At 41.0% G+C, this 19,347-nt stretch carries 9 protein-coding genes; 4 read left to right on the top strand and 5 right to left on the bottom strand.

Translation table 11 applies throughout. From position 1 onward, the window contains the following. The first annotated feature begins 2 nt into the window (after nt 1-2). From BB781_RS07680 to BB781_RS07670, 3 genes are all read left to right on the top strand, one after another. On the top strand, nt 3-3,770 hold the full coding sequence (locus BB781_RS07680) for a lectin like domain-containing protein (RefSeq protein ID WP_094227910.1): 3,768 nt from the start codon (nt 3-5) through the stop codon (nt 3,768-3,770). Nucleotides 3,771-3,940: 170 nt separating this feature from the next. Further along, nucleotides 3,941-7,672: a lectin like domain-containing protein gene (locus tag BB781_RS07675; RefSeq protein ID WP_094227909.1), complete on the top strand. Its 3,732-nt coding sequence runs from the start codon at nt 3,941-3,943 to the stop codon at nt 7,670-7,672. A gap of 301 nt (nt 7,673-7,973) precedes the next feature. Continuing rightward, nucleotides 7,974-8,372 carry a cupin domain-containing protein gene (locus BB781_RS07670; protein WP_094227908.1) on the top strand — a complete coding sequence of 133 codons (399 nt, stop codon included), beginning with the start codon at nt 7,974-7,976 and terminating at the stop codon, nt 8,370-8,372. Between the two features lie 124 nt (nt 8,373-8,496). On the opposite strand, the gene BB781_RS07665 is transcribed toward BB781_RS07670, so the two are convergent. The 5 genes from BB781_RS07665 to BB781_RS07645 all read right to left on the bottom strand — a co-directional run bounded on the left by BB781_RS07665 (nt 8,497) and on the right by BB781_RS07645 (nt 13,158). Then, entirely contained in the window at nt 8,497-9,789 is a 1,293-nt protein-coding gene (locus tag BB781_RS07665; protein ID WP_129582660.1) for a hypothetical protein, read from the bottom strand. Nucleotides 9,790-9,879: 90 nt separating this feature from the next. Beyond that, a complete protein-coding gene (locus tag BB781_RS07660) occupies nt 9,880-10,998 on the bottom strand; it encodes an ABC transporter ATP-binding protein (RefSeq protein WP_094227906.1) in 1,119 nt (372 codons plus the stop codon). A gap of 9 nt (nt 10,999-11,007) precedes the next feature. Then, entirely contained in the window at nt 11,008-11,676 is a 669-nt protein-coding gene (modB, locus tag BB781_RS07655; RefSeq protein ID WP_094227924.1) for a molybdate ABC transporter permease subunit, read from the bottom strand. A gap of 7 nt (nt 11,677-11,683) precedes the next feature. Next, nucleotides 11,684-12,484: a molybdate ABC transporter substrate-binding protein gene (gene modA, locus BB781_RS07650; RefSeq protein ID WP_094227905.1), complete on the bottom strand. Its 801-nt coding sequence runs from the start codon at nt 12,482-12,484 to the stop codon at nt 11,684-11,686. 242 nt (nt 12,485-12,726) lie between these two features. Then, nucleotides 12,727-13,158 (bottom strand): peptidylprolyl isomerase, encoded by a 432-nt coding sequence (locus tag BB781_RS07645; protein WP_094227904.1) that lies wholly within the window; start codon nt 13,156-13,158, stop codon nt 12,727-12,729. Between the two features lie 212 nt (nt 13,159-13,370). On the opposite strand from BB781_RS07645, the gene BB781_RS07640 reads away from it, so the two are divergent. Further along, a complete protein-coding gene (locus BB781_RS07640; protein WP_094227903.1) occupies nt 13,371-19,310 on the top strand; it encodes a VWA domain-containing protein in 5,940 nt (1,979 codons plus the stop codon). The last annotated feature ends 37 nt before the right edge of the window (nt 19,311-19,347 follow it).

Genomic DNA, 19,347 nt, shown 5'->3' with positions numbered 1-19,347 from the left:
AGATGAATAAATCAATGCTATTGAAAAACGTGTTAATTATATGCGGGCTTGTGTTGTCCTTAACGGCAATTCCGGGAAATGCAGCAGATCTTGATCAGGGGGTTGTATCTGAACTCAATTTCTCTGATGTTGAACCCCAAATATCCATCGCACCTCTAAATCCTGCATTCGTTCAATATATGGAAGAACTGGAACAGAGCCAGAATGCTGCTCCTGTCAATGCAAATACAAACACAGTTACTCTTTCCAGTCTCATACCACCAGAAAGCTCTGCCAATACTTCATCCCCTGATATTTCAAACATAATTTCTTTTTTTGAGGAAGGTAAGTTAACTGATGATCCCTCCCATCCAACCGGCTTTATTCCCTCTCCTGTTGATCTTTCCCATCTATCTCCTGTGAATATGCAGGAACTGATGGCAAGTGAAGAATATGGTTTTATGTCTTCAGATATCAGGCTAACTGATATGGAGGTCTATCCTTCCCGCTATGACCTGCGTGACAACAATGGTGTCACAGCGGTAAGAGATCAGGGTCAGGCCGGAAGTTGCTGGGCTCACGGAAGTATTGGTTCCCTGGAATCCTATCTCCTGCACAACAGGTCAGAGACCTGGGATTTTTCAGAGAACAATGCAAAGAACATTCTTGTATCCTCTAATCAGGATGGATTTGATCGTGCTGATGATGATGGAGGAAACAACCTGATGACAGCTGCTTACTTAACCAGATGGGATGGGCCGGTACTTGAGTCTGATGATCCGTATAACGATCTTTCTGGTGTATCTCCATCCAACACAACAGTGGCAAAACATGTTCAGGAGATAATGATACTTCCTGGAGTAAATGAGTCAGATGATCTATTTAAATGGATGGTTACCAATTATGGTGCTATTTCCGTATCCATGTTGTATGGGAACTCATATTTCAATTCAGAGAACAATAGTTATTATTACTACGGTGAGATAGTGGGTACAAATCATGCCGTAACTTTGGTGGGATGGGACGACAATTACAGCAAGCATAATTTTACTCCGGCAGCTCCCGGAAATGGAGCTTTCATCATCAAGAACTCATGGGGTGATAACTGGGGTGAAGAAGGATATTTCTACATTTCATACTATGATAATGCAACCGGGCTCGATATAGGGTTTAATGGGTTAAATACCAGACCTTATGCACGTAATTTCATTTTTACTTCAGAGAATGTCAGCAACTATGATCGTGTCTATCAGTACGATCCACTTGGATGGACTGAATGTGTGGGATACGACAATAGTACGGCCTATGGGGCAAATGTATTCACAGCAACAACAAATGAGACACTCAAAGCAGTGAGTTTCTATACAGTGGATTCGAATTCATTTTATAACATTTCTATTTATCTGGACCCTGAAGCTGGTCCGGTCAATAGTTCCGGCCCGGTTTCCGTTAAGAATGGTACTACCCTAATTGCCGGTTATCATACGATCGATTTTGATACAAATGTCTCACTTCTTGCAGGGCAGAATTTCTCAGTGGTAGTACAGTTCACAACACCGAACTATAATTATCCTATTGCAATTGAAATGCCAATATCAGATTACAGTAGCAATGCCCATGCTGAAACAGGCCAGAGTTATATGAGCTGCAATGGTACGGAATGGGAAGACATATCAGAATCAGATAAGAATATATGCATAAAAGCTTTCACAACAGAGGAAAAAGAACCGGAAGCAGCATTTGTTGCAGGTACTAAGTATGTCCATGTAAATGAAACCGTGGACTTCCACGATGCAAGTCTCTTTTCCCCGACTACATGGGAATGGGACTTTGGAGATAATTCCACTTCATCAGTTCAGAATCCATTGCATGCTTATTCAAATACTGGTGCTTATAATATTTCTCTGAACGTATCGAACTCTTTTGGAAACGATGTCTCATTAAAAACTTCTTTAATTCATGTCCTTGATTCAACCATTATTGTGAACAACAGTGGAAGTGCTGATTTCACAACCATCGATGAAGCTATTGATGCTGCATCAGATGGCGATACTATCTTGATTGAACCAGGTACTTATAGTGAAAACCTTGCTTTGACAGAAAACAACATCAGCCTGTTATCTTCAACCGGTAACTCAGAAGATGTACATATAATTTCCCCCGATTCTGACGAGTATACGATACACATAACAGCGGACAATGTTACTATTTCAGGAGTAAATGTTTCTGGAGGATATGCGGGAATATATGCTTACGGATCAAATGGTTGTAACATAACTAACTGCTATGCTATGGACAATAGTATGTTTGGTATCTATCTTTATCATTCACAGAACAACACAATTCTGAATTGCACAATAAGTAATAATACTTTTTATGGTCTGGCAGTAATGAGCTCTGCAAACAATTATTTAGCAAATAATTTAGTAGCTGGTAATATGTTTAATTATGCTTTTGATGATGAGATAAGTGCAGTTGGTACAAGCAATACAATAAATGGTAAACCAATCTACTATCTTGTAGATCGTTCTGATATTGTCCTTGATTCCAGTTCAAATGCCGGACTTGTTCACCTTATCAATTGTTCGAATATAACAGTACAGGACATCGATATCGAAAACAATCACTGTGGTTTCTTTATGTATAACTGCACTGATGTTAGTGTTAGTAATTTTACAGCAGCAAATAATGGTTATGGTATGTTCCTTCTTTCTTCAGGTAACAATACAATACACAGTTCTAATATGAGCAACAATGTCTTTGGTGTCGCACTAAGTGGTTCAAATGACAATCTTATTTATAATAACTATCTAAATAATAGTGCATCAAATGCCCTTCTTTCCACAGGAATGTCCAATCAATGGAACATCACAATGATAGCTGGAACTAATATCATCAATGGAAGTTATCTTGGAGGAAACTATTGGGCAAAGCCGGCTGGTACAGGCTGGAGCCAGACGCAATACTCCATTGGAAATGGTTTCTGCCAGCCATATGAGATTACGAATGATGGCAATAATACCGATTTCCTTCCGCTGACAGCTAACGAAGAGCAACCAGATGAAGTTGTTGCAAGCGCTTCTCAGAACGGCAATGATGGTATCCATGTAAGGATTCCAACCAGCACTTCTTCTCCTTCAAATGTCGCTGCAATGGATTCAAGTGTCCGGTTTGTAGGTAGAGATGCTGAAATACAGTATGTTTTTACTGACAGGAACACACCTGTCACTGACATCAGTTTTGAAGCAGATACCAATGTCGGGTATGTCATGGCAACTGTCAATCTTTTGAATGAGCTGCCGGAAAATGCTCCAGCTTCCACTTCAGTCAGAACATACCAGATAATGGACATCGTTCTGGGTGATGAAAGCTTCTCATCTTCGGGAATAGGAGAAGCTACAATAGGATTTGCTGTCTCAAAAGAATGGATCACCTCTAATAATTATGATAAGTTTGACATCCGTATGGAACACTTTTCAGATGGTGTCTGGAACAGATTGGTTACTACGGAGATAAGTGAGGATGATGAATATGTCTATTTTGAAGCAACAACGACAGGTTTCTCACCTTTCATGATCTGTGCAGATGTAACTAATGAGAACATGAATGCTGAAATTCAGAGTCCGGATATCATAGCAGATAGCATTCCCGAATCCACAGCAACAGATGAGAATATCCAGGACCCTGCCAACGATGAAAAAGGTAGTACAATATTGATTTTGCCTGTAGTAATTCTGGTCGGAATTCTAGGTATCGTGTACTGGAGGAAGGGATCGAAAGGTAAAATCTGATTACTCCTTTTTTAAAGAAACGAAAAGGAAAATGCAGTTAAGAACCTGCCTTCCTTTATTATTTATTTTCCAATTCTTGTTAGATATAAGGGTATTTCTTTTTTACGACTAAATATATAATAGGTGATTATATATTATCATCATGTATCTTTTAGAAAGAGGGACATAAGATGAAGAACCCAATACCACCGAACTATTTATTTATATCATATTATCTTGTAGTGATTTTAGCATTCACTTCCTGCAGTGCAGCAGGTCTTGATAACAATACAGTCCCAGATTCGGTGGGATCTCAAATATCTATTGCCCCTCTAAATCCCGCATTTATCCAATATACAGAAGAACTGAATCAGAGCCGGAATAATACTTCTGTAAATACAAATACAGTTACTCTTTCTGGTCTAATATTATCTGAAAGTTCCGCAAACATTTCATCCCCGGGTATTTTTAACCCCTCTTCTCTTTTTGAGGAGGGTGATCCAACAGAGGTTTTTGTTCATCCAACCGGGCTTATTCCATCCCCTGTAGATCTATCTCATCTTTCTTCTGTGAATATGCAGGAACTGATGGCAAGCGAATATTATGGTTTCATGTCTTCAGACATCAGTCTAACTGGTATGGAGGTCTATCCTTCCCATTATGATCTGCGTGACAACAATAGTGTCACAGGGGTAAGGGACCAGGGCAATGCCGGAAGTTGCTGGGCGCACTCGACGATAGGTTCCCTGGAGTCATATCTCCTGCATAGCATGTCAGAGGACTGGGATTTTTCAGAGAATAATGCCAAGAACATTCTCGTAACTTCTGATCCTGATGGATTTGACCGTCCTCATAATGATGGGGGATTCGACCTGTTCACAGCTGCCTATCTCACCAGATGGAGCGGTCCGGCACTTGAATCCGATGACCCTTATAATTCATTTTCAGGTATTTCTCCTGCCAATGCAACTGTGGCAAAACATGTTCAGGAAATCATGATACTTCCGGGATTTGAGGGCAATGACACTCTTTACAAATGGATGATAATCAATTATGGTGCGGTTTCCGTAGCCATGTGGTTTGATGACCCCTATTTCAATTCAGAGAATAATAGTTATTATTACTACGATGAAGTTCTCAACGCAAATCATGCTGTAACTTTAGTAGGCTGGGATGATAATTTTGACAGGAACAAATTTACCCCCGCAGCTCCCGGAAACGGGGCTTTTATCATTAAGAACTCCTGGGGTGATAACTGGGGTGAAGACGGCTATTTTTATGTATCTTACTATGATACTGTGATGGGAAATAATGAAGGTATAGATGGACTGGACACTAAACCTTATGCTGGTAATTTCATGTTCACTGCAGAGAATGTAAGTAACTATGATCATATCTATCAGTACGATCCTCTTGGATGGGCTGCCTGCACAGGTTATAACAACATTACAGCATATGGGGCAAATGTATTCACAGCAAGTTCAAATGAGGCTTTGGAGGCAGTAAGTTTCTATACTGTGGATTCAAACTCCTTCTACAACATCTCTGTTTATCTGGACCCCGAAGCAGGTCCGATTAACAGTTCCGGTCCGGTTTCTTTGCAGAATGGCAGTATTTCAATAGCAGGGTACCATACGATCGATCTTGATACAAACGTTTCACTTCTTGCAGGCCAGAATTTCTCAGTCGTAGTACAGTTCACAACACCGAACTATAATTATCCTATTGCAATTGAAATGCCAATATCAGATTACAGTAGCAATGCCCATGCCGAAACAGGCCAGAGTTATATGAGCTGCAATGGTACGGAATGGGAAGACATATCCGAATCAGATAAGAACATATGCATTAAGGCTTTCACAACAGAGGAAAAAGAACCGGAAACAGCATTTGTTGCAGGTACAAGGTATGTCCATGTTAACGAGGCAGTGGATTTCCACGATATAAGTCTCTTTTCTCCAGACACATGGGAATGGGACTTTGGAGATAATTCCACGTCATCAGTTCAGAATCCATTACATGCTTATTCAAATGCAGGTGTTTATAATATTTCTCTGAACGCATCAAACTCTATAGGAAGTGACGTTTCCCTGAGAAGTTCCTTTATCCATGTGCTCAATTCTACAATTGTTGTGAACAGTAGTGGAAGCGGTGATTTCACAACTATTTTTGAAGCTCTCGATGCGGTCTCAGATGGTGATACAATACTCGTTGAACCGGGAGTTTACACTGAAAATCTCTGGTTTGCAGATGGCAATATCAGTCTTATTTCATCTACCGGCAACTACGAAGATGTCAGTATGATCTCTTCGGATTCCGGTTATGATGCAATTGTTGTTTTTGCGGACAATATTACGATATCTGGCATCAATATCTCAGGTGGAAGTGCAGGTATATATCTTGCTTTTTCAAATGGGTGCAGCGTAAATAGATGCTATGCATCAAATAACACTTATGGTATATATCTCGGCTCCACTCAGGACAGCAATATATCAAATTGCACAATAGATGGTAATGAATACGGTTTGTCTTTAGTTGGATCGAGCAATAACTACCTTGCGGATAATTCCATAGGTAATAACTCCTTCAATTGTCGTTTCGATTCGGAGCCAAATGTTGTAAGCACGAATAATACTGTGAATGGGAAACCAATTTATTACTTTGTAAACAGCTCTGATATTGTAATCAATTCCAGTTCAAATGCCGGACTTGTGCATCTCATAGATAGTTCCAATATAACTGTACAAGATATTGAAATTGAAAATAATTACTACGGGCTTTATCTTTACAACAGCAGTAACATAACTATTACAAATTGCACATCCACTGATAACAGATATGGTGCTTACCTTTCATCTTCCGGCAACAATATGATATACGATTGCAATATCAGTGCTATTGTCACCTACGGTATCTCACTCACGGAATGCAGTGATAACCTGATCTATAATAACTATTTTAACAACAGTAACAATGTTCATGTTTCCGGTGGAGGATCCAACGAATGGAACACTGTAATGACGTCTGGTGTCAATATTATCAACGGAAGCCATCTCGGGGGCAACTTCTGGGCAAAGCCGGATGGCACAGGCTTGAGCCAGGCACAATACTCTGTCGGAAATGGTTTCTGTCAGCCGTATGAGATTACGGATAATGGTAATAACACTGATCATCTTCCGCTGACAAGTAATGATGAACAATCTGAAGAAGTTGTTGCAAGCGCTTCCCGCAACGGCAATGATGGTATCCATGTCAGGATTCCAACCAGCACATCTTCGCCTTCAAATATAGCTGCAATGGATTCAAGTGTCCGGTTTGTGGGCAAAGATGCCGTGGTGGAGTATGTTTTCATAGATAGAAGCACACCAGTCACCGGCATCAGTTTTGAAGCTGAGAGCAATGTAGGGTATGTCATGGCAACTGTCAACCTGTTGAATGACCTGCCTGAAAATACCCCGGCTCCCACTTCGGCCAGAGTATACCAGAGTATGGACATTGTTTTTGGTGATGATGTATTTTCATCTTCAGGAATAGGCGAAGCAGCAATAGGATTTTCGGTTTCAAAAGAATGGTTGGGATCAAATGGTTTTGCCGGAGCTGATATTTATATGGAACATTTCTCAGATGGTATCTGGAACAGATTGCCAACTGCAGTGACAGGTGAGGATGAAGAGTATGTCTATTTTGAAGCTACGACAACAGGCTTTTCCCCATTCATAATATGTGCAGATACTATGAATGAAAATATGAATTCTGAAGAACAGAGTGCCGACCTTCTGGCATATGAGAGTGATATTTCCTCCGAAAAAGGCGGGAACATTCAGGATGATGCGAAGAAGGATATAGGTGGTAAATCATTATTCTCAATAGCACTAATTCTTCTTGTAGCAGTCGGTTTTATGTATTTCAGAAAGAGACTATAATAAAGTATGGTCTCTCTCTTTTTTAAGATCAAGAACACAGGAATAGGTGTTCTGGTCTGATTGAGGTCTGCACAATACTTATTCTTACTTTGCAGAAAACTTATTAAAATTGCTATCCATAGAATTTCTGTATTTCCCCCGATCAAACCGGAATAATCCCTCTGTTTTTGTTATTATATTTTATAAAAATACTAAAATATCGTGTTTTCATAATTTAATTTAATTATTATGTTTATTATTTAATTTAATCCAAATACTACTGCGAGTGATTTTATATGCAATAAACTCCATTTATTACGTTATGAAAGGATTTTCAATCAATATCGAAGATGCAACATTGGAAAACGACAATTTTCGCAAAGTTCTCTACACTTCAAAGCACAGCCAACTGGTACTTATGAGCCTCAAGCCCATGGAAGACATCGGAATGGAAGTTCATGAGGAAAACGATCAGTTTTTCCGTTTTGAGAGTGGACAGGGAAAGTGCATAATTGATGGTAATGAGTATGAACTTGGTGACGGAGTCGCAGTGGTAGTGCCCGCAGGTGCTCAACATAACATCATCAACACTTCGAAAACCGAGGAGCTGAAACTCTACACTATCTATTCACCGGCGCATCACAAGGATGGTATCGTGCGTGCCACGAAGAAAGAGGCCGAAGCCAATGAAGCGGACTTTGACGGAATGACTACGGAATAAGACACAAGAAGTGAGGATAACGATCTATCCAAACCAAAAACCGCTCGCTTTATGAAAATAAAGCGTTTTTACTTTTCAATTTCACAGTCTTTATCTGATCGTAGATTTTCGCACAGTTCTGATTTTAATACCTGATCTCGGTCTCATCGCCGAAAACATACCTTATATCTGAGATAAGTTTGGAGTTTATCCTTTCCATCTCTTCTTCTAGGATACCCAGATGCTTTCTTTCCGACTCTATGTCGCTGTTTACAGAACTTATCAGAGTTCGTTGTTTTTCGATATCTCTCTCGATTTCCTCTCTTTTCTGATAGGTACTAAGATCATTTAATTCCTGGTTCAAAGATTCTCTTTCAGAGAGATACTTTTTTCTCTGCTCTACAATAGAGCCCATACTTTTTTTGTCATTAAGAATCAGTATCTGTTTTAGTGCTTTGTCACACATCTGGTCTTTCAGCCCAAGCTCACCACTTTCTATCCTGTTGGTAAGTTCTGAGAGAAAAGGCCCCAGATCATACTCGATTACATACGCTGGATCTTCATTGATAGTTTTGAGTATTTCCCTGTTTTCAGGTGAAAGCACGCATCTGTCATTTTCATCCTGTTTTTCCATTCTGGAAATAGCCTTTGAAAGTGGTGTGAACAGTCTTCTTGCTTCAGAATTAAGATCTGCAATTTTAGTATTCAGGAGTTGTATCTCGGTTTCAATTTTTTGTGCCCTTTCAAAATCCCTGCTATTCTCAAATTCTGTTAGTTTTGAATCATAATCTGAAAGTCTGGTTCTTGCAGATTCATACTTTTCACCAAGGTCACGCATCTTTTTAGTGCCCAGTTCTATTTCCCTGTGAATCCGCACGATGTCGTCTATTTCCCCGGAAATTATTTGTAACTTATTTATTCTGCCATTTCCTTTCATTATTGAGGAGTAAAGTTCGTCAAGTGCATCCTCAAGATCCGCAAGTCCCTGATTTATCCTCTGGTGTTCCTGTGGATAGAGTGCTTTGATATAAAGAAGGCTCCGACGGGTATTATCCAAAACGGTCTTTAGTGTTGATTTTGAATCTGTGTAGAAATCTGAAGCTGCAGCTGGTGATGTATTTCCTGGAACTTTCAGTTTGTCATAAATGAGTTTCAGGTTATTGGCAACGTTATCCCTGTTCGAGTCACCAAGTTTTTCCCCTCGTTTGCTTGCACCTTGTATTGGGTCTGCTGCCAGAAGCTCCTTTTTTAATGTATTCAGTTCTCTGCTAGCCTGCCCGATATTCTCATATTTTTCCTTCACAACAGGTCTGAGCACATCTTCCTGCTTTCTGGCCTCATCTTTAACAATGCCTGAAAGTTCTTTGAACTCGAAAACAACTGAATAAGACTCTTCTTTTTCCTGCTTTTTTCCAAAAAGCCTTTCAATGAACTTCATCTCTTTAATCAAAAAAGGCAATCCAACTTTAAAAGTTTATTGGACACAACGCTTTTCCCGAAGCTAAATATCGTTTGTTAAAAAATGAACTCAAAAAATGACGATCTTGCTCATTTCGATTCTGGCAAGGCATTCATCTCCGGTTCTAAGATCTACATCTTCAAAGAACTGGTTTGCCATCTCAGCCAGAAGCAGGTTCTTATGTTCGGCTATCTCCAAGGCTAAAACCTTACTTGCTCCCTTGTTTACAACACTTTTGACACAGGCTTTAAAAGTATTTTCCCTGCTCTTCGCATCATCTGTAAGAGGCAATATGCGCAGGTTCTCAGGTCTTATTCCCCAAGATACCTTCTCTGCTACTATTCTATCCGGCTTATTTGTAATTACCTTCAGGTTTCCGCATTCAAGCACAAGTGTTTCAGGTGCTTCATCAACATTTAGTGCAATTGCATCCTCAAATATATTGGATAATCCTACAAGTTCAGCAACATGCCTGTTACTAGGTTGATAGAACACGTCTTCAGGTGTCCCTATTTGCTGCACTCGTCCTTCGTGGAAAATGACCACCTTGTCGGCAATTGTAAATGCTTCCACATGGTTATGTGTGATAAAAAGCACAGGAATCCTGAGTTCCCTCTGAATCTCCTTTATCTTCTCCCGAAGTTTCATTCGAACAACCATATCTAATGCAGAGAACGGTTCGTCCAGCAAGAGTATGTCCGGTTTTGGGGCAAGAGCACGTGCCAGGGCAACTCTTTGTTTCTGCCCGCCAGAAAGCTGTGAGGGGTAATTGTGCTCCAGGCCTTCTATATGAAGCAACTGCAACATTTCTATGACTCTTTTTTCTTTATTTACCTCGTTCCATCCTTTTAGTCCGTAGGCGATGTTCTTTTTAACGTCCATGTGCGGGAAAAGGGCATAGTTTTGGAATACGTATCCGAGACTGCGTTGTTGTACTGGAAGGTTGGTCCTTTTATGGCAGTCAAAGTAAACATTATCATTAACTACTATCTTGCCACCATTTGGTTCCAGCAGTCCGGATATACATTGCAGGGTTGTTGTCTTCCCGGAGCCGGAACGTCCGAAAAGCACTACAAGTTCATCTCCGAGTTCGAATTGGACATCAAGTGTGAAAGAGGCTTCTTTACCCTTTTTCTTATCACTTTTTTTATTGTAATACCGTTTTCTGAAGTCCACCTTAATGCCCACAATATCACCTCATATTTTCCAGCTATTGACAAGTTTTGCAGTTATTGCCATGGAGGCAAAAGACATTGTTATAAGTATGATTACCAGCAGGTTAGCAAGCTCGTTATTTCCTGCCTGGAATGCGCTATATATCGAAATTGACATTGTGTTAGTTCTTCCGGGAATATTTCCAGCAACCATTAGTGTTGCGCCAAATTCTCCCACAGCCCTTGCAAAGCTCAGGACAGTGCCTGCAAGTATTCCCTTTTTAGCAAGAGGGAGGGTGATAAAAAGTGCCGTCTCAAGTTCTTTTCTTCCAAGGGTGAATGCAGCGTATTCAAAATCCCGGTCCACAGCCTCAATGGCGGCAGTAGTGGTCTTGACCATCAGGGGCAGGGATACTATGAATGCTGCAATTACTGCAGCCTCCCATGTAAAGAGTATGGTCCAGCCTGTGATGTCGTACAATATCTCCCCAAGACTTCCGTTCCTTCCCAATAAAACTACAAGAACATATCCTGTCACCGTAGGAGGGAGCACAAGGGGCAAAGTAACAAGAACATCTGCAATCCATTTCCCCCTGAAATCACGTCTTGCAAGCAAATATGAAATGATCACACCTATCAGTGCGACCAAAAGAGTTGATGTAATTGCTATTTTCAGCGTGATTACAAGGGGAAACCATACCTGCTCAAGCATTTTCAGTTCATCCGTTTTGAGGAATACTGAAACCATATTGTTCCAGTATGGATTTACCTTTTTCTCCTGTGACAAAATCTATGAAGAGCTGGGATTCTTCACTGTGCATGGTGGATGAGACTACAGCTATGGGGTAAGCGATAGGCGTGCTCACAGGGACTACAGTTATCATTTCAATTGTGTCCGGTTTGGCGGATGATACATCTGTAATGAACACAAATCCTGCATCTGCTTCTCCCCGCTCCACATAGACCAGTGAGTTTTTCACCGTATCACCCGTTAACAGCTTATTTTGCACGCCATTCCATACTCCTTCCTCGCTCAGAGATTGTTTTGCATACCTCCCCACAGCTGAAGCTTCTGTATCACTGAGTGCTATTCGTTTCACTTCTGGCCGGATCAGATCCTCCATACTTGAAATATTAAGTATGTTGCCTTTTGGAACTATCATCACCAAGGAGTTCCCTGCAAGCTTTTTTTGTGAATAGTTGTAAATCAATCCTTTAGAGGCTAGGATATCCATGTGATTCGTATCTGCCGGAGCGAACACGTCTATGGGAGCCCCTCCTTCGATTTGCATCCTTAGAGAACCAGCATTCCCAAAGTTCATTATGAGATCTATTTCAGGATACTCAGTTTCAAAATCCTCTTCTATATCTGTGAAAGCCTCTGTAAATACTGCAGAAGCAGATATTGTTATCTTTGTGATCTGTGACTGTCCATAATCCTTGTCAGTGCATCCGCTTACAAATAGTACGATAGTCAATATGGCTGCAATAGCCAGAATGAGTTTTTTGTTTAGTACCATTGTTATCACTCTCTTTTTTATTGGCCGCAATTAACGCTGAAGAAAGGCTCATACTTCGTTATGTTCTATTATACATAATGCATTCATGCGTATTTCACTATAAGTATTTGTCTATTCTGCTATCTTCCAGAATGTCTCCAGTCAGATACGATCAGGTAGGGTACGCAGTAATTATTAATGTATCCTTGAAAAAGAGAAAATAGCAGTATCAAAGATACCGCAAAAAGTAGTTAAAAACGGAATTACTCTTCAACGATAGTGACCTTTCTCATCACATCTTTTGCCTTTATCCTGTTGACGACTTCCATGCCTTCGATTACCTGGCCAAAGACAGTGTGTACGCCATCAAGGTGTGGTTGTGGGGAGTGTGTGATAAAGAACTGGCTTCCGCCTGTGTCCTTTCCGGCGTGTGCCATTGAGAGTGCACCTTTGCCATGTTTGCGTGGATTGCCTTTTGTCTCACATTTTATTGAGTATCCCGGGCCGCCTGTACCATTGCCTTTCGGGCATCCGCCCTGGATCACAAAGTTTGGGAGTACCCTGTGGAAAGTAAGTCCGTCATAGAATCCTTCCTTGATAAGTTTCTCAAAGTTTGCCACAGTCTTTGGTGCATCCTTCTCGAACAGTTCCAGAACAATATTTCCTTTATCGGTCTCGATGATTGCTTTCTTCATGAGTATTACCTCTATGGAATGGGTTAATGGTCAAGCATGATTTAAGTTTTTCGTAAACCTGAGCCCAAACTCTGAACACTGGTTTTATATTATTTGTTATATAAGAAATAACTTATATTACCTCTTATATATCTATAACATAAGTCTACACTAATATTTCAATTATGATTTTATCGGGTTGGTAATTTGAAGGGTGATTTCGAGGTATTTCTATGGAGCATTTAAAAAAGTGTATATTTATATCTGCAGTTTTTCTTGCATTCTCGTTTTCAGCTTTGGCGCTGGATGTAGAGTTTATGACAATGGATGTTCAAAGTAACGCAGGAGATTCCATCAATATCAGCGTAATGATTAAAGATAACGGAACACCTGTGAACCATTCACTGGTGAATTTCACAACAGATCTGGGAATTCTGAGTTCTGCTTTTACATACTCCAATTCATCAGGGGTTGCAGAAATAAGTATCAATTCTACAGTTGCAGGAACAGCACATATTAATGCAAGTTCAGGTAGTGCCTTTAATCTGACAAACGTTACTTTCCTGCCACTGGCTGCCAGCTCTCTCCTGACAGATGTTGACTATCCTGTGAATGTTGCGGGCAACACCACAAACATTACTTTCACACCAGTGGATATTTTTGGTAATACTAATCCAAATGAACAAGTTTATCTGGATGTTGTCATAACTGATTATTCCGGAAGTGTGGCACAACAGAACAATATTTTGATATATCCGGATAATATAACATTAATTAAGATAACACTTGATGATGAAGATGACATAAACTGGACGATTTCAGAATTACCTGTTACGTCATCCTCAGGAAGTTCATTTTTCAGCCTGAATTCAACACTTGCAGGGAATGTTACAATCACATCCACTGCTGGATCAGCCACCAACTATACTGAATTGTTGGTCCTTCCCGCAGAGCCATCAAGGATGGGGGCTGTCTTTAACGATGAATATACAGTGAACACTACTAACAATATGTATGTCCGCGTTTATGATATGTTCGATAATCCTGTACCTGAAGTAAATCTGACTCTCAGCGTTACGTCCCCATCAAATACTCTTTATAATAGCCCGGTTGCATATAATTCAGCATCTCTTTTATATTATAGCGGAACCACGGATACAAATGGGCAGTTTGCTACGGTTTTCAGGACCGATAAAAGAGCAGGTGCAAATGTCATAACAGTTGCTGTGGTGAATGCCTCTCTCCAGGGTAATATTACTATAACAGGTATCGCAGATGAAATAGATAATCTGTTCCTTACTTACACCCCGGAACATGCTCTTTCAAATAACCAGGAGTCCTATGTCTTGTCTGCCAAGCCCGTTGACCAGTTCCTTAACCCTATTTTACCTCTTACAACCCCTATCAAGGAGCAGGTCCGTTTCACAACAGCCAGCAGCAATATAGTTATCGTGCCTCTGAACAGCCAGGGTCGTGCAAATACTATCGTAGGTCCGACACCTTACCTCGAATCCATTTCAATAACAGCAACCTACAAGGACCAATCCGGATATACTAATTTTAGCAATACTACAACACTCTATTTTACAGCAGGTCCTCTTACTTCTATGGACCTTTATTCTGTTCCCAATGCAGTTCTTGCCCATGATCTGAATGGAAATCATGAATCAGCTATCACTCTTGTTGCGCTGGACCAATGGGGTCATTCATTGCCAAACATCCACGTAACTCTAAACAATACCAACACAACAGTAGGCACGCTCATAGTTGATGGTATCAGTGCGATCGATCTCATCAATGCTACAACTGACCCTGACGGACGAATATATGGTACATTCACCGGCAACGTTTCGGGAAATACGACCATTGTGGCTACAAGTGGCAATATCAGTCTTTCAACTAGTATAAGTGTTAAAGCTGAACCCTTCATGAGTGTGTATTTGGATGTAAAACCGGTTTTGGTAAATTCAGGTTCAGTCGTAAATGTAACAACAATTATTTCTATAGAAGGTGAACTTCCCATAATAAGACCTGCAGCAAGTGCAATGCTGGTCCTTGACCGTTCGGGAAGTATGGATCCTGACTATTATGCTGGAACTCCTCTTGATGTTGTGCTTGTTCTTGACCGTTCAGGAAGTATGAAATTCTTAGGTAATTCTCCCGAGCAACCGATGACAGATGCAAAAATAGCTGCACAGGAATTTGTAGACAATCTTGCATCCAATTCACAGGCAGGAGTGGTCTCATTCTCAACATCCAGCAGAATAGACATAGGTATGACTCTTCTTAATTCCTATAACAATAAGAACACCGTTAAAGGTGTCATCGATGTCTTAGTAGCTGATGGTTCTACTGCCATGGGTGATGCAATGGCAGATGCGAACAGCATGCTTATAAATGGGCGCCCCGAATCAAAAAAAGTAATGGTCGTGTTAACAGATGGAGTATCCAATGCAGGTTCGGATCGCGAGGGTCAGAATGCCGTTGCAACAGCCAAGGCAAATGATATAACCATATACACAATAGGGTTGGGGGCTACGGACTATATTGACGAACCTGTTCTTCAGCGTATAGCTTTTGAGACAGGTGGTGTTTACTACAACGCACCCACAAGTGCGGAACTACGTGATGTGTACAATTCCATCGCACAGGAAATAAGCGATTATGATGTACGCTCAGTGGAGTATGGGACAGAAGGTTTTACTCCATATGATTATAGTTTCAGCGGCTCTTTAGAGTTGCAGGAATATGTGCTCAAATTCGAAGGATATGACCTGGATACTGTCTTTGATGCAGGTTCCGATTATGGTGGTTCAAGTGCAGGAGAATGTCTTATCCGAATAAACGGAGCAAATTTTGCTTTGATTCCTTCATATAATACAGGTATCAATCAACAGTGGGAGGATTATGAATACGATATTAGTAATTATCTGGAAACAGGTACCAATGCTATAACTTTCTATGACTATCATGCCTATAAAGGTCTGGGTGACTGGGAGAGCAGGGTAATGAATGTTGAGGTATTATGGAACGGTACCAGAATTGAATATTATCCTGCAAATACTGATTTGAGTGCTGCTGGCTATGATTGTTCTTTTGGTGTAATAAAAATGACAGGAGACACTTTTGAAGATACTTTCCTTATCAATGAAACTATCAATGACTTTAAGGTGCAGCTTGATTGGGAGAACAGTTCTTCGAATCTTAATCTTCAACTGACAAGCCCTTCAGGAAAGGTATATGGACTTAACAATGATACGACCGGATATTATCCGAACGGGAATACTTCCGAATACATCTGGATAGAGCCATTATCTTATCTTTATCCTGATAATGATTCCGTGGAAAAAGGTAACTGGACAATAAATGTTACAGGTACTGGCAGAGGAACTGAGAAATTCACCGTATCCACTTATATAGATAAGATCAGTGCAGCCAAATTATCTTCTCATGCATTCATCTCAAGTTTTGATGAAAGCCGCGGGGACAAAGCAGGTCTGGCTCTTTACAGTGTTGAAAGTATCTCTCTTTCCGACAGCCAGGAAAGCTACCTGCTTGACAATGGTAGCTGGTCCGGCTACTTTGAAGTTGAAACAAACGGTCTTTATGTTTTTGACATTTCATGGGATGACACTTCCGAGATGAACGTTTCTCTTTATGAAGGCATAGACCTTCTGAACTCTTCAACTACTAACGCAGGGGTTTGTCAGGTAAGTTCTCCTCTTTACGCAGGAAAAACCTATCTTCTGGAAATTGCCAAAGGTCCATATGTAGGGACTGATACTCACTTCATCATCAGTGTTTCAAGTTCTCTTCTGAATAGTATCATGACAGCTTATTACGATGGCAGTGATGAGAGTGGAAAAGGTACTCCTCGTTTCAGGACATGGGAAGGTTCACAGTGGTCCATGGAAAGTTATTCTAATTTCATAAATGGTGTGCCGAATTTTGTACTTCTGGAATCAAGCCCTGTCAGGCCTGAGATCATCATGGTTACAGGTGATGATCAAAAAGACGTCAATGCCCAGACATGGGACGGTAACTCTTGGAGTTCAGTGCAGGAACTTAGCACTGAATTGAGTCAGAGCACAAGAAGAGGTTTTGATGTGAAGTACGAGCAATTGTCTGGTGATGCTGTTGTAGTTTATATGGATTTGAACCAGCATGCCCGTATTCCCCGATACAGAGTGTGGGATGGCTCCTCATGGAGCTCTGAGGCTGCAGTGAGCTCTTCAAATACAGGTGCAGGTACTATCCAGTGGATGAGACTTGAAGCAAATCCTAAATCTGATGAGATGGTCCTTGTGACTCTTGACAGTTCATCGGACATACGTGCACAGGTCTGGGATGGCTCTTCATGGGGCAATGTTGCACAGATAACGAACACAGCCAGAACTGCAAGTTACCAATGTTTTGATGTGATCTACGAACAAGGTACTGGCAGAGCTATGGTAGTCTGGGCTGATTCGAGCTATATTAAATATCGTATCTGGAATGGTAACTCGTGGGGAAGTGCACAGAACCTTTATTCGTTCTCTAATGCTGTCTACTGGGTAAAACTCGCAGCAGACACTAATTCAAATAGGATAATTATGGCTTCCCAAGATTCTGCTTATGATGTCTATGTAGGTGTCTGGGATGGCTCATCATGGCCTTCTTCACAGTTTGGAATCGTTGAATATAGCACATATCGCACTGATGTCAGATCTGTTGATGTTGCATTTGAGCAACAGTCAGGCAAAGGGCTGGTGGTATGGGGAGACCAGAGCACCGTTCCAAAATATAGAACATGGTCTGGTTCATGGAGTAGTGAATCTTCAGCACTCGATCTGGGAAGCAGTGGCTATACCAGGTGGGCACAGCTAACCCCTGACCCAGTTTCTAATGATATTTTCCTCATGACATCCGATGGAAATACAGATCTGAATATCCAGAAATGGGATGGTTCTTCATTTGGTTCCACTTCGCAGGTTGAGCCGTCTTCTTTATGGAATTACGAATGTTTCGACATTGCGTTCTCCATACCCGACACATCAGTAGAAAGCACTCCGGTCTCATGGAACCAGTGGACTGCCAGTGTGACATCTACTCTGGAAAATGATTCCATCTCACATCTGAGCAATGCAATAGATACGATTACTGCTGACGGGCTAACAGCCATAGATGAAGGTCTGTTCGTTGCAAACAATGAGCTTTATTCGCTGGAAGGTAACTCCACAATAGTTTTGATGACGGATGGGATAGATAATGCAGGTTACCACTCCCTGTTGGAGGAGGCATACAGGGCGAGGGACAACAACACCGTTATCTATACCGTAGGATTTGGCAACACGGAATCCGAAGTCGATCAGGTGCTTCAGGAAATTGCATCCATAACAGGTGGAGAATACTACTTTGCACCAAATTCCAGTGTTCTCAAAGATATCTTTAAAGGCATAGCAATGCAGATAACTAATTTCTCGGCAAGTGGTCCTATTCTGGACCTGCATGTGCCTTACAATTATGTCACTCCCTTATCTGTGGCAAAAGCAACATATATCTCGGGAAGCAGCAACGCTACCACTGGCAATGTTACTTTGTTTGCCACTCCAAAGGCACCTCCCAGAGGAAATGCAGAGCCAAGCATCACAACAAGCAGTGGAAAATCCATACTTGAATGGCGCTTGCCAAACATGGGAGCCGGGGATAAATGGGGCATATGGTATCAGATGAGGGTAGATGGTGCAGGCTATGTGCCTATCATCATGCCAACATCCACAGTAACATATACTGACTTAAGTGGCGAGAACATCACGGTCACTGTAGGGGGAGGAGGAAGTACAAGTCTGGGTGGCGGTGGTGCATCGATGTCTTCTGTGCCGCTGGCGTTTCTGGATATAGATCCCGACAGGAATATAATTCGAATAGATAACACCACAACTGTCACTCTGACACTCACGGACAATATGGGAGATCCTGGAAATGCCCATGTATATTTTTATAGTAACCTCGGATATTTTGATGAAAACCCGATATATAATGTTTCCGGATCAGATACTGTTGATTTCACAAGTGCTATCGCAGGCAAGGTTTACATCACTGCATATGCATATAACATGAACAATGTAAGCGATATCCTTGTAGCCAGCAAAGTCTTATATGTCAGACCAAAAGGAATGATAAGTATTAGTTAAAACAGACTGCTTCGGACTTTGTCCGGAGCATATCATC

The sequence above is a fragment of the Methanolobus psychrotolerans genome (assembly GCF_002243045.1).
Taxonomy (GTDB): Archaea; Halobacteriota; Methanosarcinia; order Methanosarcinales; family Methanosarcinaceae; genus Methanolobus; species Methanolobus psychrotolerans.
This window is presented reverse-complemented; position numbering and strand designations above follow the sequence as displayed.